General features: G+C 56.3%; 20 protein-coding genes and 1 pseudogene. 13 read left to right on the top strand and 8 right to left on the bottom strand.

Annotation, left to right across the window (positions count from 1 at the left end):
- Positions 1-24: 24 nt before the first annotated feature.
- The 5 genes from CA54_RS17160 to CA54_RS17140 form a co-directional block, all read right to left on the bottom strand.
- Positions 25-834 (bottom strand): TPM domain-containing protein, encoded by an 810-nt coding sequence (locus CA54_RS17160; protein ID WP_146372034.1) that lies wholly within the window; start codon positions 832-834, stop codon positions 25-27.
- Between the two features lie 192 nt (positions 835-1,026).
- Positions 1,027-2,025 carry a serine hydrolase gene (locus CA54_RS17155; RefSeq protein WP_146372033.1) on the bottom strand — a complete coding sequence of 333 codons (999 nt, stop codon included), beginning with the start codon at positions 2,023-2,025 and terminating at the stop codon, positions 1,027-1,029.
- Positions 2,026-2,164: 139 nt separating this feature from the next.
- Positions 2,165-2,653 carry a hypothetical protein gene (locus CA54_RS17150; RefSeq protein ID WP_146372032.1) on the bottom strand — a complete coding sequence of 163 codons (489 nt, stop codon included), beginning with the start codon at positions 2,651-2,653 and terminating at the stop codon, positions 2,165-2,167.
- Between the two features lie 70 nt (positions 2,654-2,723).
- Positions 2,724-3,392 (bottom strand): hypothetical protein, encoded by a 669-nt coding sequence (locus CA54_RS17145; protein WP_146372031.1) that lies wholly within the window; start codon positions 3,390-3,392, stop codon positions 2,724-2,726.
- A 30-nt stretch (positions 3,393-3,422) separates the two neighbouring features.
- Positions 3,423-4,820 (bottom strand): DUF1501 domain-containing protein, encoded by a 1,398-nt coding sequence (locus CA54_RS17140; RefSeq protein ID WP_146372030.1) that lies wholly within the window; start codon positions 4,818-4,820, stop codon positions 3,423-3,425.
- Positions 4,821-5,074: 254 nt separating this feature from the next.
- Here CA54_RS17140 and hslV point away from each other — a divergent pair, with 254 nt between their 5' ends.
- The 6 genes from hslV to CA54_RS17110 all read left to right on the top strand — a co-directional run bounded on the left by hslV (position 5,075) and on the right by CA54_RS17110 (position 12,105).
- Complete coding sequence (gene hslV / locus CA54_RS17135) at positions 5,075-5,632, top strand: ATP-dependent protease subunit HslV (RefSeq protein ID WP_146372029.1); 558 nt, start codon at positions 5,075-5,077, stop codon at positions 5,630-5,632.
- Positions 5,620-6,975 (top strand): ATP-dependent protease ATPase subunit HslU, encoded by a 1,356-nt coding sequence (gene hslU, locus CA54_RS17130; RefSeq protein WP_146372028.1) that lies wholly within the window; start codon positions 5,620-5,622, stop codon positions 6,973-6,975. Before hslV ends, hslU begins: the two co-directional genes overlap by 13 nt.
- A 73-nt stretch (positions 6,976-7,048) precedes the next feature.
- Positions 7,049-8,044 (top strand): CNNM domain-containing protein, encoded by a 996-nt coding sequence (locus CA54_RS17125; RefSeq protein WP_146372027.1) that lies wholly within the window; start codon positions 7,049-7,051, stop codon positions 8,042-8,044.
- A gap of 127 nt (positions 8,045-8,171) precedes the next feature.
- Positions 8,172-9,470, top strand: a complete 1,299-nt coding sequence (locus tag CA54_RS17120; RefSeq protein WP_197532524.1) for a DUF1559 family PulG-like putative transporter — start codon at positions 8,172-8,174, stop codon at positions 9,468-9,470.
- A gap of 355 nt (positions 9,471-9,825) precedes the next feature.
- Positions 9,826-10,767 (top strand): sugar nucleotide-binding protein, encoded by a 942-nt coding sequence (locus CA54_RS17115; RefSeq protein WP_197532523.1) that lies wholly within the window; start codon positions 9,826-9,828, stop codon positions 10,765-10,767.
- Between the two features lie 174 nt (positions 10,768-10,941).
- On the top strand, positions 10,942-12,105 hold the full coding sequence (locus tag CA54_RS17110; protein WP_146372024.1) for a prenyltransferase/squalene oxidase repeat-containing protein: 1,164 nt from the start codon (positions 10,942-10,944) through the stop codon (positions 12,103-12,105).
- Here CA54_RS17110 and nadD read toward each other — a convergent pair.
- Positions 12,096-12,695 carry a nicotinate-nucleotide adenylyltransferase gene (nadD, locus tag CA54_RS17105; RefSeq protein WP_146372023.1) on the bottom strand — a complete coding sequence of 200 codons (600 nt, stop codon included), beginning with the start codon at positions 12,693-12,695 and terminating at the stop codon, positions 12,096-12,098. The two genes, CA54_RS17110 and nadD, sit on opposite strands and share 10 nt — an antisense overlap.
- Before the next feature lie 200 nt (positions 12,696-12,895).
- Here nadD and priA point away from each other — a divergent pair, with 200 nt between their 5' ends.
- Complete coding sequence (gene priA / locus CA54_RS17100; RefSeq protein WP_146372022.1) at positions 12,896-15,178, top strand: replication restart helicase PriA; 2,283 nt, start codon at positions 12,896-12,898, stop codon at positions 15,176-15,178.
- 636 nt (positions 15,179-15,814) lie between these two features.
- Here the strand turns inward: priA and CA54_RS17095 are convergent.
- A pseudogene (locus tag CA54_RS17095) lies at positions 15,815-16,783 on the bottom strand (IS630 family transposase); the annotation flags it as partial.
- 887 nt (positions 16,784-17,670) lie between these two features.
- Between CA54_RS17095 and CA54_RS17090 the strand changes: the two are divergent.
- The 4 genes from CA54_RS17090 (at position 17,671) to CA54_RS17075 (ending at position 21,868) form a co-directional block, all read left to right on the top strand.
- The gene (locus tag CA54_RS17090; RefSeq protein ID WP_146372020.1) at positions 17,671-18,219 is read left to right on the top strand and encodes a hypothetical protein; all 549 of its coding nucleotides are present in this window, start codon (positions 17,671-17,673) and stop codon (positions 18,217-18,219) included.
- Positions 18,216-20,066 carry a phage major capsid protein gene (locus CA54_RS17085; RefSeq protein ID WP_197532522.1) on the top strand — a complete coding sequence of 617 codons (1,851 nt, stop codon included), beginning with the start codon at positions 18,216-18,218 and terminating at the stop codon, positions 20,064-20,066. The genes CA54_RS17090 and CA54_RS17085 overlap by 4 nt, the downstream gene beginning before the upstream one ends.
- Before the next feature lie 230 nt (positions 20,067-20,296).
- Positions 20,297-20,707, top strand: a complete 411-nt coding sequence (locus CA54_RS17080; RefSeq protein ID WP_146372018.1) for a hypothetical protein — start codon at positions 20,297-20,299, stop codon at positions 20,705-20,707.
- Positions 20,708-20,881: 174 nt separating this feature from the next.
- Positions 20,882-21,868, top strand: coding sequence for an AAA family ATPase (locus CA54_RS17075; protein ID WP_197532521.1), 987 nt, complete (start codon positions 20,882-20,884; stop codon positions 21,866-21,868).
- A 98-nt stretch (positions 21,869-21,966) separates the two neighbouring features.
- On the opposite strand, the gene CA54_RS17070 is transcribed toward CA54_RS17075, so the two are convergent.
- Complete coding sequence (locus tag CA54_RS17070) at positions 21,967-23,070, bottom strand: DUF4365 domain-containing protein (protein ID WP_197532520.1); 1,104 nt, start codon at positions 23,068-23,070, stop codon at positions 21,967-21,969.
- A gap of 105 nt (positions 23,071-23,175) precedes the next feature.
- On the opposite strand from CA54_RS17070, the gene CA54_RS29430 reads away from it, so the two are divergent.
- A complete protein-coding gene (locus tag CA54_RS29430) occupies positions 23,176-23,439 on the top strand; it encodes a hypothetical protein (RefSeq protein WP_197532519.1) in 264 nt (87 codons plus the stop codon).
- A 70-nt stretch (positions 23,440-23,509) separates the two neighbouring features.
- Positions 23,510-23,785: a winged helix-turn-helix domain-containing protein gene (locus CA54_RS17065; protein ID WP_197532518.1), complete on the top strand. Its 276-nt coding sequence runs from the start codon at positions 23,510-23,512 to the stop codon at positions 23,783-23,785.
- The last annotated feature ends 29 nt before the right edge of the window (positions 23,786-23,814 follow it).

Below are 23,814 nucleotides of genomic sequence, written 5' to 3'. Positions count from 1 at the left end.
ACGTGGAATATAGACATCATAATCCTACCAAGAACCGGTCGCACCGCCACTGTCTGAGCATCCCCTATCGCTTGAAAACCCACCACCTGAGTATCCGCCACCGCCAGAGTAACTCCCAGAATGGTCGTCGGAATCCCAGTTCGGCCCCTCCGAGAAACCATCGATGATAGCTTTCATAGATCGCCAAGCCCAACTATCCAGCCCGCTACGATACAGCGAAATCGAGAACAACAGAAACAGACCGCCGGCGCCGCCAAGAACGACAATCACCCACATCGGCCACGGCGCGGAGGGCAACGTCTTGTTGCGTGCCAGAGAATCCAAACCCGTGGCACCTGCAACGATCCCTTCGCTGAATTGACCGCGTTTGAATTGCCTCACGATGTGCGCATCCATGATTTCCCGCGCGATCCTGTCATCTTTGCGTCCGCGCGGACGGAAGAATTGAATTCTCGCCCGTCGATCCTCTTTCGCCACCAACAACAAAATTGAGTTTGGCCAATTGGCGGCGCGTGGCGATTCAAACTGCCACTGTTCCAGCAACGCCTTGCTGAACGCCTCAATCTGCAGCCCGCCGCCGCCGTGAGCAGCCAGGGAATCGATCGTCACAACAAACAACGGCGTCGAGGTCTCTGCCTGCAAATCCTCAGCGATCTGTTGCAGCGACTGCTCCGCTGCCTCATCCAGCAGATGCGCTGAGTCGACGACGTAGTGCCCCCGCTCTGGCAGCGGCACCATTATTCGCTCTGCATTGCGCTGCGGACCTTGTCCGTATAACGAAGGAGCAAACCCAAGCAAAACACATAGGAGTAGACAGGTCGATCGAGCTACCATTCACACCCTCCTCCGCTAGATGTCAAATTTTAACCGCCGCAATACACTGTGCGGCGTGGGCTAATATTGACAACGCAGAAAAGGGGCGGTCGGATCAAAAAACATGTAGGGCAGGCTCCCGCCTGCCATGCGCTACGCGAGTCGCTGATGCGCATCTTCGGCAGGTGGGAGCCTGCCCTACATGACCGTCGACTATTCAATCGCCGACTGAATAGAACCGAACAATTGTGTGATCGCCTCCAGCATCTTGGCTTGGTCTACCTTTTCTTGCGGACTGTTCCAGAACACGTGGAAGGTGTACCAACGGCCGTTGCGGTTTTTCAGTAGCCAGTTGCCGGCGATCAGTTGATCCTCCGAACCACCCTTGAATCCGACGTACGGCCAGACCTTAGCGTCATGCGGCAACTTGGGAACCACCGTGAGGATCGCACGCAGTGGATGCGCCGCCTGGTCCTTGTCGGTGTGCTGTTTGATCCACGACAATGCCCGGGCCATGTCCATCGGTGTGGCATACCATTCGGCCATATCAAAGGCCGCCGTGTCGAAATCCAACGCATCATAATCCGGAATGCCTACGTCGTGTTTGGCCAAAAATTTCCGCTTCGCGGCTTCGTCCAACTTCTGATACTGTTTGCCGGGTATGCCGGCCTTCTTGTCGCGCAACATGGTCATTTCGCGCGTTGAGAGTAGCGGACGATTCCACTGGGCATGTTTGTGCCCCATCGCCGCCATTTGCTTTTCAATGTTCTCGCGTCCCAACAGGTGCAGCAGATGATCGGTGGCCGTGTTGTCGCTGATCGAGATCATCTTCAACGCAAATGTATTCAGCGTCACTGGAGACCCCATCGGCCACTCAGCCATTTCGCTATGCGGCGGCCCAACCCATTCAGGCCGCAATTTCATCACATTCGCCAATTGCCGCTGATCACCATTAGCCTCCTCGGCCAGCGTCCCCAGGATGAACAGCTTGAACCCAGACCCGATGGCAAACTTTTCATGCTCGTGCAATCCAAACAGCGGCTTCGGTCCTTTGTCCGTCAACTCCGTAAATACAAACCCCGCACTTCCAGGAAGTTGCGTCAACGCCTTGTCATTGACTGTTTTCGCGTCGCCATCTTTCGGAGGAGTAGCAGCAGAATTCGGTTCACTCAACAACACACTGGCACCGAGTAGAGCGACGGTCAGGAGCATAGCAAAACACCTTCTTGGATTTGACGTTGCGGCAAAAACGTTACGGCAAACCCAAGCTTAGCACACGATTAGTGGGGGTGTTGTGGCGTGGTCTCGTGCTGTAATGCAAACCAGCAAGTAGGGCAGGCTCCCGCCTGCCCTACGGGACGACCTTACCATTTGACATCTCTAAATCGCTGCGCCATGAGTTGCTGTATGCCCCCCGACCGAAGACGCCGCGACGCAGACATTCACACCACACATTCACATGCAATTCGTCCGCTTTCTCAAAATTGTTGCCTTTTACATCCAAGAGAATCGTGCCATCAGGGAGCAATGACGCCATCGTCTCGACCGTCTCGATGTGGACGCCATCCTTGAGCAAAAAGGAAACATCACCACTGACCTTTGTAATTTCGTCAAATGGAATCGTCAGGTCGACCGCCTTAAAGCGAATGTGATCGCGCGATTGCTCGACGACTTCCCACGACCACCATTCTTCAAACTCGTGTACTTCGGATGCGCTAAGTTCAATGTAGGAACCCCCACTAAAAATCGCGAACCAGAGACCGGTTACGACCGCCCCCACAGAAACGTAGGCCGCAACCCGATACAATTTGCTTGATCGTAATTGGCGTTGTCTTTTCATGGGAACTTCTGCGAGCTACGTTTGTCACGAATTCGCATACTCGGCAAGCGTGATCTTGCCTCGTATCAACTTACCGCTTCAGTCGGCCAAAGCACAAGACGTCGGGCCACTGCGCTACGATACTCGAAAACGGATGGTTGAAATAATACACGCCACCATGCTCCGAAACCGTTTCTCGAGCAAGATATTGCTGACAGATCTTGCTTAACAGGACAATGAATTCATCGTCCGTGATTTGCTTTGCGCGTTGAGCGAGTCTTTTATTGAAGCGAGTTTGCGAATACCACAGATTCGTGGTTTGCATCGCCGAGAGCAGGAAACCGATTCCGAAAACCACGAACACAATTCCCGTAGCCGTGGAAGACTCGTGTCGGGAAAAACTGATGCCCCATAAATTGCAAAGCCCAGCAGCGATAAAGAAGAAACCACCAAATCCAAGAAACACGAAGCTGCCAAACTCTGCATCGCGCCAACGATAGTCGCGTACTGCCCTCGCAAACCCATTGGGAAACGCGCGTTGAATGGCCGCTCGATATAAGTGCTGGCAATGCGGACACCACACACCGTATTCGGCCTGCCCGTCGTCACTGTTAAGGTAACGTACGCAACCGTCGAACTTGTCGAGCGTCATTTTTCCGGGGTAGGAACGGGGATCGACTTTGACTCGGTACCGGTAATTGCGACCGCACTCCTCGCACACTCGTTCCAAATCGACGTCGCGAATGTCATCAATTCGCATCGGTCTAGAAACGGCGTGCTTCATGGTACATCACCCCAGTTCCGGGATTGCCCGTCCGCCTTCGGTTAGAATCGGCGTCGGACGCCCTTGCGGGCTGGTCCAGTGGGTGCGGGGGTCGATGTCTAAGTGTTTGAACACCGATGCTGCCAGGTCTTGCGGGCGGACGGGGGCGGATTTGATTTCGCCGCCTGTGGAATCGGTGCTGCCGATCGTTTGGCCGTGTCGCAGGCCGCCGCCGGCTGCCACCATCGACATGGTGGGCGTCCAGTGATCGCGGCCCAGATCGGCGTTGATCCGTGGGGAGCGACCGAATTCGCCCAGCATGAGGACTAGCGTTTCGTCCAGTAAACCTCGTTGCTCCAAATCGGTAACCAACGCATACAGCGCGCGGTCGACGCGGGGTAGCAACGGTTTGAGGCCTTTTTCGATACCCTTCCAACGGACGCTGTCGCCGTGGTGGTCGAAGTAACCCCAGGCTCCGCTGACCAACACGAACGTGACGCCCGACTCGACCAACCGCCGCGCGAGCAGTGCTTTTTCGCCGATGCTCTCGCGACCGTACATCTGGCGGGTCTCAGTTTTTTCCTGATCGACGGCAAAGGCTTGTTGCACCTTGCCGGACAGAACCATGTCGTAGGCTTGTTGTGTGTAGCCGTCTTGCCGTTGGAGCGTTTGTTGCAAATCGATATCGCGCCGCAACCGGTCGAATTCGTTGCGCAATTTATTGCGATCGGCCAAGCGGTCGACTTTGACGCCATCGGGCATCGAGAATTTTCCAGCCAGTTCGTGACCTTTGACCGGCTCGAAGTCCGGCCCCATGTGACCCGCACCCCAGACATCAGCCGCCCAGGAATTTGCCAAACCGACAAACGCCGGCATGTCAGGATCGTTTGGTCCACGGAACTTGGCAGCGATGGATCCCATCGAGGGGTAACCAGCGCCGTCTTTACCGTCGTTGGTCCGACGCGCGAGCGGATTGCCCGCTTGCAGAGTGATCGGTGTATGATTGCTGGAACGGCAATCGACGCTGCGGATGAACGACAGCTTGTCGGCGATCGAAGCTTGCAGTGGAAAATGTTCGGTCAGTTGTACGCCGGGGACTTTGGTGTCGATCGTGCCGAACGGACTGCGGATTTCCTGGGGTGCGTACGGTTTGGGGTCCCACATGTCGAGTTGACTTGGCCCACCCGACAGCCAGAACAGAATCACCGACTTTTTCCCAGCGGCTTTCGCTTCGGCAACGGCGCGTTGCTGCAGCAGGCCCGGCAATGTCAACCCACCCAGCCCAGCCATGCCGGTCTGCAAAAACCACCGCCGCGAGCCGACGCGAATCAAATCCTTGGCCGCCGGTTGAAACGGCGACTGCGCCGTCCCTTCAACATGGGCCTGTTGATGCTCGCTGCCTTGTTGTCCATCGAACGTCGTCATGCGGAAGTCTCGTCGTGAGTTGGGTTTCCAATTCTTCAGCCGGAACGCATCAGCGTGCGTTTATCATAATTGATATCGGCAGCCATGGCAAAGCGTATTCGGCAAATTGTGCCAATCCCGAATTACGTAACATCGCGGGTGAACGAGGTGCAACCCTTTACCTTGCCGCTCCCCCATGCAATTGTTACGTTTGACCCCACACCCCGTAAAAACGCGGGATTTGGCCAAAAACCAACAGACTTGAGACAGTAACGATGCCCCAAAACAAACCCAAATGGCGGTCGACGACGATCCTCAGCGTGCGTCGCGGCAACGACGTTGCTCTGGGCGGAGACGGCCAAGTCACGCTCGGCGATACAATTATGAAAGCGGATACCAAGAAAATCCGCTGGATGCTGGAGAATAAAGTGCTCGTCGGATTCGCTGGTTCCACCGCCGATGCCTTTGCGCTAATGGAGCGTTTCGAGGCAAAAGCCAAGGATTTTCCCGGCAATATCCCCCGGGCAGCAACAGAGTTGGCGCGAGATTGGCGGACCGATCGCATTTTACGAAAGTTAGAAGCCTTGATGGTCGTCGTCAGCGCCGAACACAGTCTATTGGTCACCGGACAAGGCGATGTGATTCAGCCTAGCGATGGTATCATCGGGATCGGGTCCGGCGGATCGTACGCAACCGCCGCAGCACGAGCGTTGTTGCGGAATACGGATTTGAAATCCGCGGATATTGTGAAAAAATCGTTGGAAGTTGCTGCTGAGATCGACATTTATACAAACACTGAAATTGTGGTGGAGGAGTTCCCGTGCGCGAAATGACACCCCGCGAAGTCGTTGCGGAATTGGACGCGCATATTATCGGTCAGGATGCCGCCAAACGCGCGGTCGCCATCGCGATCCGCAATCGTTGGCGCTGGCGACAATTGGACGCTGTCATCCGTAAGGAAGTCACGCCCAAGAACATCATCATGATCGGCCCCACCGGTGTCGGAAAAACCGAAATCACGCGTCGATTGGCAACGCTAACAGGTGCCCCGTTCATCAAAATCGAAGCGACAAAATACACCGAGGTTGGTTATTACGGCCGCGATGTCGAAAGTATGGTCCGCGACTTGGTGGAAGCATCGATCAAACTCGTGGAAACGAGCAAACGGATCGAGGTTGAAGAGGAAGCGGCGCGGCGCGTTGAAGACCGTCTCGTCGACCTGATGGCCCCGCTGACACCAGAGTGGGACAGTGCGAGCACCGACGAAGAGAATGCTGACGAATCCGCCGAACGTCATGCGCGCACACAAGAAAAGTTCCGCAAAAAACTGCGGGCCGGTGATCTCGAAGAGCGTGTGGTCGAATTGCAGATCGAATCACGCAATTCACCAGTGCAGATGTTTTCCAACATGGGCATGGAACAAATGGACGTCGATTTTCAATCGATGTTCGAAAAGATCGTCCCCAAGCAAAGCCAAGAACGGACGGTCAAAGTTTGCGACGCCCGCAAGATCCTCTTAGAGCAAGAGATCGAAAACCTACTCGATAAAGATGCGGTCAACGAAGAAGCGATCGCACTGGCCGAAGACACCGGGATTATCTTCGTCGACGAAATCGACAAAATCTGCAGCGGCGAAGGGGGAAGCAGCCAAGCCGATGTCAGTCGGCAGGGGGTACAACGTGATCTGTTGCCCATCGTCGAAGGAACAAACGTGCAGACCCGTTACGGAACGGTGAATACGTCGCACATTTTGTTCATCGCCGCCGGCGCATTTCATCGCAGCAAACCTTCGGACCTGATGCCGGAATTACAAGGCCGGTTTCCGATTCGCGTGGAATTGACCGACCTCACACGGGACGACTTCATTCGCATCCTCACCGAGCCGACGAGTTCGTTGACGAAACAATACGAAGCATTATTGGCAACCGACAACATCAAGCTGCAATTCACCAAGGACGGTCTGGAATCGATGGCCGACATCGCCTATCAGGTGAATCAATCGACGCAAAACATCGGCGCGCGGCGATTGCATACGATCATGGAACGGCTACTGGAAGAAATCAGCTTCGAAGCGCCCGATATGAAAAAGACGACAATCAAAGTCGACGCCACCTACGTTCTGGACAAACTCAAGGAAGTCGTCGAAAACGAAGACCTCAGCCGCTTTATCCTGTAATGTGTCACCCTCTGCTGCCGGATCCGCCGGAAGCAAGGGCATTCATGTTTCACCAAGTAAAAGGCCTCGCTCAATGGACGGTTGGTGGATGTGGGCGACCATCATCGTGTTGTTTGCGCTGGGAGTCCGTTTGTCCGCGTTTTTCAGCGGTTCGGAAATCGGCTTTTATCGCATCAGTCCCTTGCGGCTGAGCATCGAGGCGGATTCAGGGGATCGCGTGGCGCAGTGGCTGTTGCATTTCGTGCATCAGCCCGGTTACTTCGTCGCGACGACACTGGTTGGCAACAACGTGGCCAACTACATCACGACAATTGCCGTCACGTTGGCCACGGCAGCGGTCTTTGGCGCGTCGTCGGGTTATTTGGAGATCCTGGGGACGATCTTAGTCACGCCGCTGATCTTCGTGTTTGGGGAATTGATTCCCAAAAATCTCTTCTACGAAGCGCCTCACAGATTGCTCAGACAATACCGGCCGTGGTTCATGCTGTTTTATTGGCTGTTTTTGCCATTCAGCATTCCACTGGTCTGGTTGTGCAAATTGTTCGAACGGTTCAACCGGCAGGAACAAAATTCGGCAAAAACCACCCTCGGCAGAAAGCGACTGGTGCAGGTTCTTACCGAAGGGCATGAAGAGGGGTTGCTGACACAGGTGCAGAACGAACTGGTGCAAGGCCTGTTGCACAAAGCTCCCCAGCCGGTGACCGATTCGATGACCAAAACCGCGCGTGTCCTCGGCGTGCATGAAGATCTTTCCCCTGCGGCCACTCTCGATTTTGCCCGCCAGCATGGCTGTTCGATGGTCCCGGTTCGCCACTCCAAATCGGGCAACGACTGGTACGGATACGTACGCGTCGCCGATATCGGCTTATACGACCGCCCGATTCGCGACATTACGATCCCGCTACTCAAAGTCGATGCGACGGCCGGAAAACTAGAAGCGATCCTGGCAATGCGCTCCGCCGGCCTGGAATACGCGGCAATTTACAAAAACGACACGGTGCTCGGTTTGGCAACCGAGGGAGATCTTGTCGAAGAATTCTTTATTTCGCAGCAGACAGTTGGCCGCTAGCGGGTTACTATAGTGGAGCGGTCGATTCCGGCCGCGGTTCGCGACGGCACTTTTCCCCACATGACCTATGCCTGATTCGCAACACAACCCGGAGCGCCCACTGCGTCCTAAGAGCCTTTGGGAAGTCATGTCTCATGGCACCGTTCCCGATCCGGCAGTCACACCGCCGGAACCGGCTGAGGAATCCACGGCCGAGCCGAGCACGCCGACCAAGCCGCTTGCCTCGTTGTGGAATCTGATGGGAGCCAAACCAGCGGAGATTCACCCCGACGTAGCCACAAAGGATACAACCGTCACGCCGCTGCGTGATCAGGACACCTCGAAATTCGACAATATCGTCGAAGACGCATTACAGTCCGAAAACGAAAAAGCCCCCGCACTCAATCCCTCGACTGAGACGGCGGCAGCAGCCAAGCCCAAACGATGGCGGCCACCGGCAAACGGTAATGATCTGTTTGGCATCGAGATCCGCAAACCGCAGTCGACAACGTCCGATGTGCGCATCTCGCGCAAGGCCAAGACCAGCCTCTGGTTGGGGGGCTTGGCGATTGGCTTGTCCGCCTTTGCAGTTTACCCAGGAATGTGGACCAAATTACCGGCATTGTCTGCTGGGTTTATCGCCCTATTCAGCGGATTTCTAGCCGCCGATGAAATCCGCACATCACGGGGCCGACTGCTGGGGATGAATCAGGCGCTGCTCGGTATGGCGTTGAGCATCACAGGAATGTTCCTTGGCCCCTTGCTGGCCTGGGCCATCGGCGACTTGGCCGCCTTCCAATCGCACCAACAAGTCACCGAAACGCGGCTGGAGACAATCGGCACCGCCATCGATCGTTTCTATGACAGGCAACGGCAATTTCCCGCCGGGGGAACGTTTTTGGAACAACCCGGCGCAAAAGACCGCCCCATGCACGGCTGGATGACGGCGCTTCTCCCGTACATGGGTTATGAGCAGCTACATAAAAAAATTAACCCGTCGCTCCCCTTTGACGATGCCGTCAATGCGACCGCGCTGCGCACACAGGTTCCTGAATTTTTAGTCGCCGGAGTTGAGCAGACCACATCGATCAATCAATACGCCGCCGCACACTTCGCCGGCGTGGGTGGTCAAGAGAAAGATGCGAATGGCGATACCGTGCACTTCGGCGTGTTCGATAAGAACTCCACCGTGTTTCGCCAGGATGTGAGTGATGGTTTGTCGAATACTTTGATGGCCGGGCAAATCCCCGGCAATTATCCCGCCTGGGGAGAGCCGTCGAATTGGCGGCGGATCTCGCAGGGGCTCAATCGAGACCAACGTGGTTTTGGCAGCCCGGGCGGTGGCGATGTGCTGTTCCTCATGGCCGACGGCAGCGTCCGCAGTCTCGCGGCAGACACTGACCCCCGTGTTCTGCACAGCATGAGCACCCGCGACGGGACGGACTGAAACGCTGCTGCTTGCAGCGATCCGCGGCCGATTTCCGGGCGATTTTCCAGGCGAACATCCCGGGAAAATCGACTGACCGGGGGTGCCAAAATGTCGTCTCGCAATTCGTCAAAAACTGGGGTTGGCGAGTTTTGGCGGGCGGCAGTATACTCCGCCATCGTTTTCGGCAGAAATTGCCGGTTGAGAAAATGGCTTATGATGGCTGTCTCATAATCGCACCAAAAAACAGCACGGAATAGGCAACTGTAGTCACGACAGACACAAGCTTTGGTTAGCGGATGAGACAGTGGTCGAGGGGCTTTTGAGAAAGCCGAGCCGGGATTTAGAGATACACGCAAACGCATGGAGGCACCGCGTGCACAAGCTTTTTGTAGCAGGGATTGACAACGTCTTGGGAGCGAATCTGGCGGCGGAACTGGCCGACCGATTTGATGTTTTCGGACTGTCATTAGGCGATCCTATCTCAATTTCCGGGTGCCGCACGGCCCTTTGTGAAATACAAGATGCCGAATCGATCCGGAAATGGATATCAGTCGAACGGCCGGATTGGCTCGTCGTCTGCGGTCCCGCGGCGAACTCCTCATGGAATTCCGATCACGACGACGACCCCGGCAGTGACGCCATTCACGCCATGCGGCACTGGGCAACCGCTGCTCATGCAGCCGGCTGTGAATTCACCGTCATCTCCTCCGACGGCGTCTTCCGTGGACCATGGATGTTCCATGACGAACAAGCCGACCACTACTGCGATAGTTCCATCGCCCGCACAATTCGCGCCATCGAAACCGAAGCAACCGACAATTGCGAGCGGACTTTGATTGTCCGGACCAATGCCTACGGTTGGTCACCGACAAGCAACACACCCGGTTTTGTGGAATCGATTCTACATGCCATCGAAGAGGGCGATGCCTGCAAACTCGACTGCATTCGCCATGCCACGCCGATCCTTGCCAACGATCTGGCTGAGATTCTCGAACAGGCGTTCGAAAAACGGCTGGACGGTTTGTTTCATATTCCCGGCGCCGAACGGACAAACCCGTTTGCCTTTGCCCGGCGACTGGCCGACCAATTCGGTCACACCGACGTACACATTGCCGCCGACGACTGGCGAACACAAGGCGGCCGGATGTTTGGCCAAGGCGAGACTTCGCTGCGGAGCACGAGTATTCGCGAAGCGTTGGGAGTCGCCCCGCCGATGTTGATCGAAGGTATCCGCCGCTTGCACGCACAACACGAAAACGGATATTGCGAACGATTTGGCGCCGCACAAACATTGGTGCACGAAAAAGTCGCCTGAACCCGCGCCCCCGATTTCACACATAGCCCCCGGTTCCGCCGGGGGCTTTTTTTGTGTCTCCGCCTACAAAGGGATGTCGCAACGCGGTTGGCTGAGTTATACTCGGCGGACAAGCGCCGCTGAGTTGCAGCGGACCACGATTTGGCATTTCCGATCAAGAACGAAGGCGGTTCGGTGAAGCGTTCACATACCCGTCGACCAGTTCAATACGGGCTGGTGTTGAGTTTGATTTTAGCAGCGGCTCAGCCTGCCGGCGCAGAGGAACCAGCGACGCCCCTCACACCCACTGCTCCATCCTCGCCACGCGACGTACTTTCGGCGGCCCAATGGCGCAACGTGGATCGCTCGATCCATCGCGGACTGGATTACTTGGCGGCCCATCAACGCGAAGATGGTTCTTTCGAGGCGCCCCCCACCGGTCAGCCAGGCGTCACGGCGCTGTGTGTGTTGGCCTTTCTGTCTCGCGGACATTTACCCGGCGAGGGCCCGCATGGCGAGCGGATCAATCGCGCGATCGATTTTGTGCTCACCTGCCAGCGCGAGGATGGCATGCTTTCGTTCATCGAACCGGAACCGCATCATGTCCACGACGGCGCTTCGCATGCGGGGAACTACAATCATGCCATTGCCGGTTTGATGTTGGGCGAAGTCTACGGCATGACCAATCCGCAACTGCGCGAACGCACCAAAACGGCCATCCCCGCAGGATTACAATTTCTCCGCCGCGTGCAGGAGAAGGCCAAAACCAGTCCTCTCGATCACGGTGGCTGGCGGTACATTCGTCCCCGGCAAGGCATTGATGCGGATCTATCGGCCACCTCCTGGCAATTGATGTATATGCGCTCGGCACGGAACGCTGAATTTCACGTCCCCAAAGAATGGATTGAAGAGGCGATGGCCTACATCCGGCGATGCTTCAACAATAATCGCCGGACATTCTCATACACGCCGCACCGTTCCTTCAATCTGATTACCCCAGGAATTGTCGGCGGCGGAATCGTTTCGCTCTCGTTGGGAGGAGAGCACAACACCGAAATCGCCCAACTGGCGGGCAATAACGTGCTCCGCTATTCCTTTGCGCGGTACAACACCGCCTCGTTTCCCTACCATTACGGAGCCTATTACTGCAGCCAGGCGATGTATCAACTGGGCGGCGAGTATTGGACGAAGTTTTATCCGCAACTCTCAAAACATCTGCTCGCAAATCAACGAGCCGACGGATCCTGGGAGCGCGAAAACTTCAACAACGGCGACTATTTCGGCCGCAGTTATACGACGTCACTTTCAGTGCTGGCGCTAACACCGGCTTACCAGTTATTGCCGATTTATCAGCGATAAAGCTGTTGGGCTTCAATATAGCATTCGACCGCACGGGGGGTCATGTAGCGAATGCTCTGCCCGGATGCGGCACGCTTGCGAATGTCGGAGGAGGCCAACTCCAGGCCGGGAATTGTCACCAGATGCGTCCGCGTCGCGACCTCTGGCCCCATGAGCGATATCAGCTCATCGAGTTGTGGCATCGGTTCGCCACCACGATTCACGACAGCCAACTGAGCCGCTGCCAGAATCCGCTGCGGATGACGCCAAATCGGAAAATCACGCAACGAATCGGCCCCGATGATCAGGAACAATTCGCACTGCGAATCTTCTTCGCGGAGTTCTTCAAGTGTCTCGTAGGTATAGCTCGGTCCGCTGCGAGACAATTCGCGTTCGTCGACCGTGAACGATTCCTGCCCAGCGATCGCCAATCGCAACATCTCCACCCGGTCTTTGCCGAATGAGATTTTTACATCCGCTTTGTGCGGTGGAATCCCGGCCGGCATGAATCGGACTTCGTCCAATTGGCATTGTTCACGACATTGCTCAGCCAAGAGCAGATGCCCGTAGTGCACCGGATCAAACGTCCCACCAAATATTCCCAGCCGCATCGTCAAGGTTTCCTTACTTCTTTCGCTTTGCGTTTCAGATGTTAGAATCTTAGCGGAGCGGGAATTAAATGCCAAATGACCACGCAGATGGAAAGAGACCGTCGGCTGTAGACCTTAGGCTTTAGGTAAAAGACTTAATCGTCGAACCCTACTGCCTACTGGTCCTCCGTGACGAAAACCCTTCTCAATCACCACAACCAATGACCCCACCGGCGCAACAACAACTCTTCGATGACGATCCGCTGCCGTGGGAATTGGCGGCTGAGGAGGATGTTGAGTGTGCCGAGGTTGTCTTCAATCGACCGATGGAGCAGGCGTTTTCCTATCTCGTTCCCGAAGCGTGGCGGGGCAAACTCCGCGCCGGGCAGCGGGTGCGTTGTCCGTTTGGGCGCGGCAACCGGCCCACGACCGGTTATTGCGTCGGGTTTTCTCGGCCCAAAAATGCGGGCAAACTGAAGTCGCTGTTAGAAGTCATCGACCGCGAACCGTTGCTCAACCAACATATGTTGGATTTGACACAGTGGATCGGCGAACGTTACCTGTGTAGTTGGGGCCAAGCACTCAACACCATCATTCCTGCCGGCGTCAAAAACTATGCCGGCACCCGAATGCGCACCTATTTCAGCATCGACGAAGAGGCCTTAACCCGGCTGGGGGAAACGAATCTCCCCACCAAACAGGCAGCCGTGATCGCCGCCCTCCGCGCTGCCGGTGAACCGTTGCAGTCCAAGGAAATTGAACAGAGCGCCGATTGCGGCAGTGGACCGGTCAATGGCCTGAAAAATAAAGGAATTTTGCGAGTCACGCGTCGTCGCGCCGCTGCTTCCCCCCCCTCGACCGACGCAGTCGAGCGGGAACAAGATCTCACACTCAACCCCGAGCAACGCACCGCACTGGAGCAGATCCTTCAGCCGTTGCGCTCACAAAAACATGAAACCTTGTTGCTGCACGGAGTGACCGGTAGCGGAAAAACCGAGGTTTATATTCAAACGATCCGGGAAGTCGTCAGCTATGGCCGACAAGCGATCGTCCTCGTACCGGAAATCAGCCTCACGCCGCAAACGATCCGCCGGTTCGAGAGCCGTTTCGACAGTGTGGCCGTATTGCATAGTCACCTCACCGATGCGGAGCGTCACCGCCAATGGAAGCTGATATCGTCCGGGAACGTACAGGTGGTCGTTGGCGCCCGCAGCGCTGTTTTTGCCCCGACAACGCATTTGGGTTTGATCGTAATCGACGAGGAACACGAAACCACCTTCAAACAAGAAACCACGCCGCGCTATCACGCTCGCGAAGTCGCACGACAACGCGCTAAGATGGCCGGAATTCCGCTGATACTCGGCTCTGCCACACCGACGTTGGAATCATACGCCCGCGCGCGACGGGGCATTGATCAACTCATTACACTCAAAAAACGAGTCAGCGACCTACCATTGCCGCCGGTCAGTGCCGTGGATGTCCGCAATGACCCCCGGTGTGTCTCCGGCTCCGGTATCGGCCGCGCTATCCAAACCGCGATTCGGACTGCTGTTGAAGACGGCGGACAAGTCATCCTGTTTCTCAACGTCCGTGGACACTCCCCGGTACTGTGGTGTAAGGCGTGTGGCGAAGGGATTAAGTGTCCCAATTGCGACATCACGCTCACCTGGCACAAAGACCGCCACTTGGCGATGTGCCACACCTGTGAATTTGCGATCGATCCCCCCAAGACCTGCCCCCGTTGCGGACATGCGGCCGTGCGGTATTTTGGCATCGGGACACAACGCCTGGAAGAAGAAGTCGCCTCGAAATTTCCACGCTACAAATGCCTACGTATGGACAGCGACACGATGCGCAAACGGGGCAGTTATGAAACCGCACTCGATGCGTTCCGCAAGGGCGAAGTACAGATTCTGCTCGGCACCCAAATGATTGCCAAGGGACTCGATTTTCCGAATGTCACATTGGTCGGCGTGATCGATGCCGATACGATTTTGCATCAACCTGACATCCGCGCCGCGGAGCGCACGTTTCAATTGATCGCCCAAGTCGCCGGCCGCGCCGGGCGAAGCAGCAAAGGGGGCCGCGTGCTTGTGCAAACCTCCTCGCCCGACGAACCGGCGATCCAGTTTGCCACCGCGCACGACTACGTAGGATTCGTCCACGCCGAAATCCAACACCGTCGCGAAATGCAGGCCCCCCCGTTTTGGCATTTGGCCCGCGTGATCCTGCGCGGTTTGTACGACGACGAAGTCGTTGAGTTCGCCAACAGTATGGCCACTGTTCTGCGAAAAGCTGCCGAGGAATCAGACCTCCCCGTCCGCGTACTCGGCCCCGCCCCCGCCCCGATCATGAAACTCAACAAGTTCTACCGCCACCACTTCCAATTAGCAGCCGAACAAGCGGAAACGATCCAAAAGCTCTGGCGCAGCGTCGCCGCTAAGTTGCCCAAATCGAGCAACGTGGAATATGTGGTGGACGTCGATCCGTTGAACATGCGGTGAGCCCAGGCACGCGTGAATAAAATGGCCTTCGAAGAGAAGACTATTAAAATGAGAGCTGTTACTGATTTGTTCTTCTTTTCTCAATAGGTGAGAGGATGGTTAAAAGTGAGTGGAGGATCGTCGAAGGTGGCTTGCCCCTCACCCCAGCCCTCTCCCAGAGGGAGAGGGAGTAAAAAACACTGCCCAGAGCAAAACACTGCCACAAACCACTCCCCCCTCTCCCCCTGGGAGAGGGGAGGGGTAGCCGTGTGGAGCGGATTTGGTTCGCTTGGGAGCGGGGGAGGGTGTGGCTCGATTGATTGCAGTCATCGTTGGTTTTTCGGCCCATTTCGTCAACAAGTCGGTTCGCGGCCGAGTTTTTAGCACCCAAGAACAATGCACAGACGGTTGTCTCTTACTGTTCCGTGAAGCGGTTACACCTAGAACGACGCGAATGGCGATCGGTCGATGTGCCCCAGCGTTTTGCAACGGACGTGATGACCGCCGGAGTTTAGCAAATCACTATTTCCAAAGTCCGGCCAAGGCAGAGCGTCTGATGTGATTTGGCTGGTGGACCAACACGAGTGACTATTAAAAACAAACGTCGTATAGAAGGATCAAATTTGAACAACCAAAAGGCGAGCTAGCTCCGATTTGTTAGGAGGACGGTTTCGACTTTTTAAGTTGCTTAATGTCAAGTCCTGCTCGCCGAATGAATGAATGTAAGAGATCCGTTCGGCTCTTCAACGCGACCAGCTCAGATTTCACGGTGATACGCAAATCGTCAAGTGTCGATGGAGCGTAGTTCGCAAGACATCCATATTTCACATGCGCCCACACTTTATCGGCTGGATTTATTTCAGGTGCATATTTCGGCAGCATTCTCAGTGAGATGCTGCCACAATCGCGTACAACTTGGCGGACGGGTTTTGCGAGATGAATCAGAATGCAGTCCCAAACGACGATAAGAGGTGCGTTTATTTTGACACTGAGGAGCCGCACGAATCTAGCGATTGAGGTTCCAGTATAATTTGTGTTGTTCGCGAGCATCTTGAAGTAGATGTTCGCCCTTTGATTCCTTGGGCTGACTGTCAAAGCACATGCTGTCGAAATTCGCCCGTGCGGATCCGAAATCTTAACTACGGGACGTTGACCGCAGGGTGAAAACGTCCTTCGGAGAACAGGCATTTGCATAAAACCTGCTTCGTCGATAAAGGCAATATAGGCGTTGAATTTGGCCGCCTCGCATAAGATTCGTTTGAACTGCGTATATGGCCATCTCTTAATCTTGGCCTCGTCACGTTCTCGAAAACGTGTCGTCGGCTGTTGCGAGGTCCATCCAAGGTACTGCTTTAGAATTACCCATACATGCGAACGCGAGAATTCCACGCCCAACTCACGGCGAATAAGGTCACGCACACGCGGAGTTGTCCAGAGGTCGTTCGGCCATCCGTGTGCACTTGCGCCTTCCTCAAGTAGTTGTGCGAGATTCTTCAAGTCTTCGTGATTGAGGCGTCTCGGGCGGCCTGAAGATGGCGCCGGATCAATCGATAATCCTGCTTTGGACAGTCGCCACCAGCGCGTCACCGCCGGTGCGCTGACATTCAGAAAGTGACAAATTGACGCAACTGTCTCACCCTATTTCCGTAGTTCAACTGCGCGTCTACGGACAAATTCTCTCGCAGATTCTTTTCGATGCATCATCCCACCGCCTTATTCTTATTGGTAATTCTCGCCTTTCATTTGTAGGCCACCGAATTGTGGCCCATCAGGCTGCCGTTAAGAATTGTTTTAAGTGTGAATATCACTGCGGGTTATTCGCTGGTCACGCCACTTCTTGAGCTCGGCCGTTTCAGCCCAAGCACCCTTGCGTAACTACCTACGTCGGAAGGAGCGGACACTGCCGTCAAAAACGTACAACAATTTTTCTTCCCAATTTACTGTGTCCATAAGGCGTCTCGTCCTGGTTTCACTCAAGGTGCGGTGGTGAACTTGACCGCCGAGTGGAACCTTCATTTTACTAACTTAGACTGCGCGACTTACCGAACACAATTCGCGGACGATCTACATCGCTTCGGTTGCATTCGCCTCTGCAGTCAGCGGTTAAGAAAAAGGCTTGCATTAGTAAATCGCACCTTTGCGCCAAGGTAAATTTGGTTCCCTGGATTTGGGTACCCTGGTCAATAAGGCGAAGCGGCAAGAATTGGCCATCTCAGAAAGGGTTGAATTGCCGCTACAACGTGATCAACTCCATGGTGCGGTAAAAGAAATTTATATCAAGTCCCGTTTTCTTTTAAATGCGTAAATCGCTGTGTGCATCACCGCACGAGTGCGATTGTACCGTCTCCCAGGAGGCACACCATCTGTTGTGGTTTTGGTGCTCGGCAAAAATTATTTACAGAAATTATGCAAAATATCTGGTAATTTGCCGTCAACTCGCGGAGTTTTGCGGTAGGTAAATAATAGAGGGACATTTTTTTTCCTTGTTCACACACCCCAGAAAGGTTGAACGAGTGAACGCAACACTGAATCGGAAAGAGTATGTGGAATTGGTCGGTCGCGGTCAGCCGGACGCGTACCCCAAGAGCACCGAGGATGTCGTATCCGAATTGAGGGAAAGAGGCTTCGACGCACGTGTGCCGGCGCTCGACTATCTGATTCGCAAAAACGTCGTCAGCCCGCCCCGAGAAGGCCGGAATTACCAGTGGCGAACGAAGCATGTTGATCGCGCGGCAGCTGTGCTGGAGGAACAGCAGTGCTTTCTGCCGCGCACGTGGTGCAACATCGAGTTGGGGATTTCTGCGGCGCAGCGGATTCGAGCGCTGCGAATTGCAGTGTGGTCGGCCATCGACGAGTTCGAAGTCGAACTGCGCGAAGACGAGAGTGTTTTTGTTATGCACGTGCATCCGCCTCGCTTGAGCCGCGATGGTCTCGTTGAGTTCACTTTGTGCGAGGACACCCAACGCGACCTCGAAACGCGGCGAGGCGAATTGCAGACGTACGACCGAACCATGATGCCTGACGAAATCGCATGGCGGAAACGGAGGAGCAAGCAGCAATGAGCACGGCAACCATCGACGAAATCCTGTTCACCGCTGGCTCTGTGGACATCCAAGCGGCCGGCCAAACGCATCCCGAAGTTTCCATCCTGGCCTACTCCGGCGGCCTGATGACGGTGCCCGGTTGGGGACCGGTCGTGATCGACTTGCGGGGCATCGACATCCCCGCCGCACAGGTGGGCATATTGGCCGATCACGATTCCTCGTTGAAGGGGATTGTCGGGCACGGCCGGGCCTCGGTTCACGACGGGCGATTGATCGTCGCCGGGGCAATCTCGCCGTCCAGCGAAACGGCCCGCCAGATCATCGAGCTCGCCAAGGGCGGTTTTCGGTTCCAAGCTTCTGTTGGCGTGACCCCCACCGACTACGAGCGGGTTCCGCCCGGCCAATCCATCGAGGCGAACGGCCGCAGCATCAAATCACCGGCGAGCGGCTTTCTCTTTGTGAAATTCTCCACTCTCCGCGAAGCCTCCATTGTCGCCATCGGCGCGGACGCGAGCACGTCGGTCGCGATTGCGGCATCCCAGAAGGAATCTCAAATGCCTGAAGAAACCACCACACCGACCGCTGAACAGATCCGTGAGCAAGCCGCCTCAGAAACCGAACGCATCACCGCGATCCGCCGAGTTTGCGGTGGCCGCTACGTCGACATCGAGGCGACCGCCATCCGTGACGGTTGGGATGTGCAACAAGCCGAGCTCGCCGCGCTGCGCGAATCGCGTCCCAAACCGCCGATCATTCACGCCCGCGACCACGCTCCCACGAACGCCACCATCGAGGCGGCAATTTTGTCACATATGGGCTGCGAGGGGCTGGCGGAAGAGCAGCTCGGACCGCAGGCGATGCAGCAGGCCCGCGATCTGCGGTGTACGAACTTGGTCGACCTCTGCCACTATAGCCTGCAGGCCGATGGCCGTGACACGCCGCAGGGCCGCGAGGCGATGATCCAAGCCGCGCTGACGACCTATTCGCTGCCGGTCGCCTTGGGCAATGCGGCGAACAAAGTGCTGTTCGAGTCGTATAGCGAGACGCCGGCCACCTGGCGGGCGTTCGCGGCGATCAAATCGGCCAAGGACTTTAAGGATCACACCGGCGTTCGTCCCAGCGACACTGGCGATTTGTCGGAAGTGGCCAAAGGCGGCGAATTGAAGCATGGTAGCATCGACGAATCGACCTACACCTATTCAGTCGATACGTTCGGCAAAATGTTGTCCATCGACCGGCGAGATATCATCAACGACGACCTGTCGATGTTCGACGACACAGCCCGTTCGCTCGGCCGGGCGGCGATGCGGTCACTTTCCGATCTGGTCTACAAAGTGTTGTTGGCCAACGCCGGGAGCTTTTTCGCCGGCGGGAATGGCAACTACGATGAGGGCGTGGAGACCGCGCTGGATGCCGCCGCACTGGCCATCGGCCTGGCCCGCATGATGGCGCAGCGCGACGACGAAAACCGCGATCTCGATATCCGTGCCCGCACGCTGCTGGTGCCGTCGGAATTGCAGCAGACGGCCAAGGAGTTGCTGCAGAGCGATTTCATCCAGCGGGCCAACGATGACACGCCGACAGGCAACGCGCTCAAGAACGCCGTTTCGCTTGAGGTGGAACCGCGGTTGTCCAACGCGCAGCGCTTCGCCGGCACGTCGGCCAAGGCCTGGTATCTCTTTGGGTCCCGCCAGGACGCCGCGCTGATCGTGGCCTTCCTGCAGGGCAAGCAGTCGCCCACCGTGGAGTTCTTCGGCTTCGACGCCGATCCGAACCGCCTCGCTGCGACGTGGCGGGTGTACTTCGACTACGGTTGTGCTCTCGGCGACTTCCGTGCGGCCTACAAGGCTAAGGGCGAAGCATGAGCATCGTTGGTCGGGCGGCACGGCCAGTTTCCTCATCGCCGGTCGTGTCGCCCGTTTTTCGTCTCAAGCAAACGGGCATCAAATGGCGGACACTGCATCACCGCAACGCATCGGGAAGTTCGATTTCTCAGTGGCCACTTCCGAATCAGATTCCGGTACGGACCGCCGAGTTGACACGCTCGCTTCCTGGCTGATTGAACGCTGGGAAGCCGAACGCCGAGAGGAGTAGCATGACCGATCTCGCGCTGCCGGCTGATACCGTTCAATTCTACAACGACGGTCCGGAATTCCCGACCACGCCGCTGCTGCTGAAGGCCGAGCAGGCATACCGCGAAGGGTTCGCGACCACGGCATCGGCCGCCGCAAGCTGGAAGCGTGTCGACGAGGACATGATCGAGGAAATGTGGCGCAGCCGGCGTGCCGTGCGTCGAAAGGCTGAGATTCTCGTCCCGTCGGCCGAATTATTCGACCGTCCCGACATGGACAGCGAGCAGATTGTGTATCGCGCCGGTCACGACGTGGAAGCGGCTCGAGCCAGAGGAAAGGTACATGGGCTGGAGTTCGCGCGGCAATGCTGGGACGAACTCGAAGCCGAAGGCGTTTCCAAAGTCTTGATTGGCCCGCTGGTGCTTGCGCCATGAGCGGAGCAAATCCGCGAATGGGCCCATGCCGAAATCAAGCCGGACAAGATCACGTCACCGCCAAGACCGGAGGAATGTATCCCTGAAGACAATCAGGCGATCATCGATGAGGAACGCGAGCGGGGCGTCGAACTCGACCTGCCGTCATCCCTGCCAGCGAGGAGCCTTTCGCAGTTGGTCATTGAACACCCTGAATTGCGGCGTCCGGTGATCCACGGCCTACTGCGGGAAGGCGAGACGATGAACGTTATCGCCAGTCCGAAGGTCGGCAAGTCTTGGCTGGTCAACGACCTGGCATTGGCTGTCGCCACCGGCCGGCAGTGGCTGGAAACGTTTGAGACCGAACAGGGAAACGTGCTGATCATCGACAACGAACTGCATCGCGAGACGTCGGCCCACCGCATACCGAAAGTGATGGACGCGCGCGGCATTCCGTTCGATGACGTTGGAGACCGGATTTGCGTGGCCAACGTGCGCGGCGGCCTGAAGGACATCTACGGGTTGGCCACCTGCTTTCAGGAACTGTCGCCCGACCGGTTTAAGCTGATCGTGCTCGACGCGTTCTACCGCTTCATGCCGCGCGACACCGATGAGAACGACAACGGCACGATGTCGCAGTTGTACAACCACTTGGACAACTTCGCCGCACGGCTTCACTGTTCGTTCGTGCTCGTGCACCACAGCAGCAAGGGGAGTCAGTCGGGGAAGTCGGTGACCGACGTTGGTGCGGGCGCAGGGAGCCAGAGCCGAGCCACCGACACGCACCTGGTCCTGCGCCCGCACGAAGAACCGAATTGCGCCGTGCTCGATGCAGCCGTCCGGTCATGGCCACCGATTGAACCGCGTGTGCTCCGGTGGCAATTCCCGGTGTGGAATCCCGACGACTCGCTCGACCCGGCCGACCTGCAGACTGCTCGTGCGCGCAGGCGCCGCAGCGGTGCGCGAGCGCGCGCACGGACGGACGAACCGGCGTTGAAGGCGCAGATCACAAAAAAGGCCAAAGAACAAGGCCTTTCCGCTCGAAAAGCCAGTCGGTTGCTGCGCGCTGCCGAGGAAGCAGAACTCGTGTTTCGGTGGAAGTTCGGGGTTACCAAATCAGTGCAGTTTGCCACAGAAGCGCAGCCTGCCGGCTCGTCCGTGCGCGCGCGCACTCCCCCCTAGTACCCCCCGGCCGTGCGCGCACGGGCCCGGCTGCGGGCCGTGCCGTGCAAGCGCGACGGCCGACCCGTGGGGTCAAGCGCGAGTGCGCGAGCACGCATTTACTCGAACAACGTCACATAACCCTCCTGATTCACAATCGTGACCGTCTCGCTGAAAAAATCTAATGATTGAAGATCAGGAAAACGTGTAACAAGCTGCTTGAGCTTCTCTCTCGCATTTTGGCCGGCCCAATACACACAGAGATAAAAGGAATACCACGCGGCGTCCTCATTGTTCGATTCGAGAGCTAATTCAATGGCATCCTCAACTTTTGTCCGAAACGCTGGATCTTGAACAATCGTCATATAGACGTGCTCGCCCATTCCTCCTCTAACGAACTCCTCTGGCTCAATGATGCTGAGGAGTTTGAAAATCTCCTGCGGTGTCCAGCGGAAGTGAGCACAGACGGCATCACAAATCTCTTGCGGAATCCAATTGTCCTTCGTCCAGAGAATATCGGGGTGTGGAGTTGTATGCGTGAGCACGACGACTGCCAGGCGAAGACAATCGTCATCGAGTGAATTCAGCAAATATCGCAGCGAAGTCAACACGCGCGGATCGGATCTACCGTGTGCAAAACACTCCGAGATGGCCATCATGCGACGGTCAGGTGAATCAGAACAGATTTCTAAGACACAATTTCCAGCCGCAGTACGCCGTGCTTCACGTTCGAAATGCGGACGGAACTGCGTCTCGAATGATTGAGTAGTGAGAACATTTTCTGCTGGCACTGGAATGCTGGCCGGCCGTTCGCCCTTCAGAGATTCAAGAAATGCGGTAATACTGCACCATCGAATCAACCCGTCGTCAGGGTCGTAGACGAGACCAGTGATTGGCATGCTCGAATTCCGCCACACATCGAAATGCTCGTCGATTGGAATAGCGTAACCATCTGCCCGCCGGTAGGAGACATCCCCTTTGATCTGGGCACCAATGCATGTACCCGTCACTCGATTCTCATGGGTTAAGTCGACGTATGCGTCTTTACCGTAGTCGTTCTCCTGATCGACGTTTTGAAACACGCAATTATGATATTCAAAGAACGATCGCACAGCGTTAACTGCTTCTGTTTCAGTTCGACGATTGCTGCGAATTCGCATGTCAGATTCTCCAATCGCCATAGTATATGACCGTTCTACAGCAAGAGAAAGCGGACATCGCACCGAGGGGTCCTCCGCCGAAATGCTCTTTTCTCCAGATGCCAGCGGGAACAGTCGCGCTATTAAGCAGAGTTTCTTTTTTTGTACTGAACTGAAATTGGTGGGCCAATGCCCTTTGAACGCGTACTCCCCATCAGCCAACTGCGGGAAATCCTCGGTTTCGCGTACAAGGTCGTCGTCGAAACCGATGAGCCGATTATCGTGCAGCGGTATTCGCGGCAGGACGTCGCCCTCGTGCCGCTGTGGGAATGGCGGTTTTTGAAAGAGCTCGAGGAACGGGTGAAAGCCGGCGATTTTTCGGGGCGCGAAGTTTTCGGCGAAGACGCGGATTCCGAGGCCACATGGCTGGATGACGGCCGGGAATCGAGGTAACTGTCCTGTCCTGACGAGCGGCGAACGTCGCCGTGAACCGAAACTAGGGACACCAGAAAGGACATTTATCATGGCCGCGAAGAAAACGACCCGCAAAACGACCACCGCCAAGAAGGAAAAATTGAGCCAGATTCAGACCGCGATCCGCGTGCTCGAAAAATCAAAAGAACCGCTGAACTGCCAGGCGATGGTCGAGCAGATGGCCAAACAGCGTTTGTGGAAATCGCCCGGCGGCAAGACTCCGGCGGCGACGCTTTACGCCGCCATTCTCAGGGACATCCAGAAGCAGGGCAAACATGCCCGCTTCAAGAAGGTGGATCGCGGTTTGTTCACGCTGAACCGCTAGACGCACCCGCTCGCGGAACGCGCCACACG

This window comes from Symmachiella macrocystis, assembly GCF_007860075.1.
Taxonomy (GTDB): Bacteria; Planctomycetota; Planctomycetia; order Planctomycetales; family Planctomycetaceae; genus Symmachiella; species Symmachiella macrocystis.
This window is presented reverse-complemented; position numbering and strand designations above follow the sequence as displayed.

Coding starts and splice junctions, on each gene's coding strand:
- CA54_RS17160 (WP_146372034.1), bottom strand. CDS start 834: ATGGTAGCTCGATCGACCTGTCTACTCCTATGTGTTTTGCTTGGGTTT.
- CA54_RS17155 (WP_146372033.1), bottom strand. CDS start 2,025: ATGCTCCTGACCGTCGCTCTACTCGGTGCCAGTGTGTTGTTGAGTGAA.
- CA54_RS17150 (WP_146372032.1), bottom strand. CDS start 2,653: ATGAAAAGACAACGCCAATTACGATCAAGCAAATTGTATCGGGTTGCG.
- CA54_RS17145 (WP_146372031.1), bottom strand. CDS start 3,392: ATGCGAATTGATGACATTCGCGACGTCGATTTGGAACGAGTGTGCGAG.
- CA54_RS17140 (WP_146372030.1), bottom strand. CDS start 4,820: ATGACGACGTTCGATGGACAACAAGGCAGCGAGCATCAACAGGCCCAT.
- hslV (WP_146372029.1), top strand. CDS start 5,075: ATGCCCCAAAACAAACCCAAATGGCGGTCGACGACGATCCTCAGCGTG.
- CA54_RS17125 (WP_146372027.1), top strand. CDS start 7,049: ATGGACGGTTGGTGGATGTGGGCGACCATCATCGTGTTGTTTGCGCTG.
- CA54_RS17120 (WP_197532524.1), top strand. CDS start 8,172: ATGTCTCATGGCACCGTTCCCGATCCGGCAGTCACACCGCCGGAACCG.
- nadD (WP_146372023.1), bottom strand. CDS start 12,695: ATGCGGCTGGGAATATTTGGTGGGACGTTTGATCCGGTGCACTACGGG.
- priA (WP_146372022.1), top strand. CDS start 12,896: ATGACCCCACCGGCGCAACAACAACTCTTCGATGACGATCCGCTGCCG.
- CA54_RS17085 (WP_197532522.1), top strand. CDS start 18,216: ATGAGCACGGCAACCATCGACGAAATCCTGTTCACCGCTGGCTCTGTG.
- CA54_RS17080 (WP_146372018.1), top strand. CDS start 20,297: ATGACCGATCTCGCGCTGCCGGCTGATACCGTTCAATTCTACAACGAC.
- CA54_RS29430 (WP_197532519.1), top strand. CDS start 23,176: ATGCCCTTTGAACGCGTACTCCCCATCAGCCAACTGCGGGAAATCCTC.
- CA54_RS17065 (WP_197532518.1), top strand. CDS start 23,510: ATGGCCGCGAAGAAAACGACCCGCAAAACGACCACCGCCAAGAAGGAA.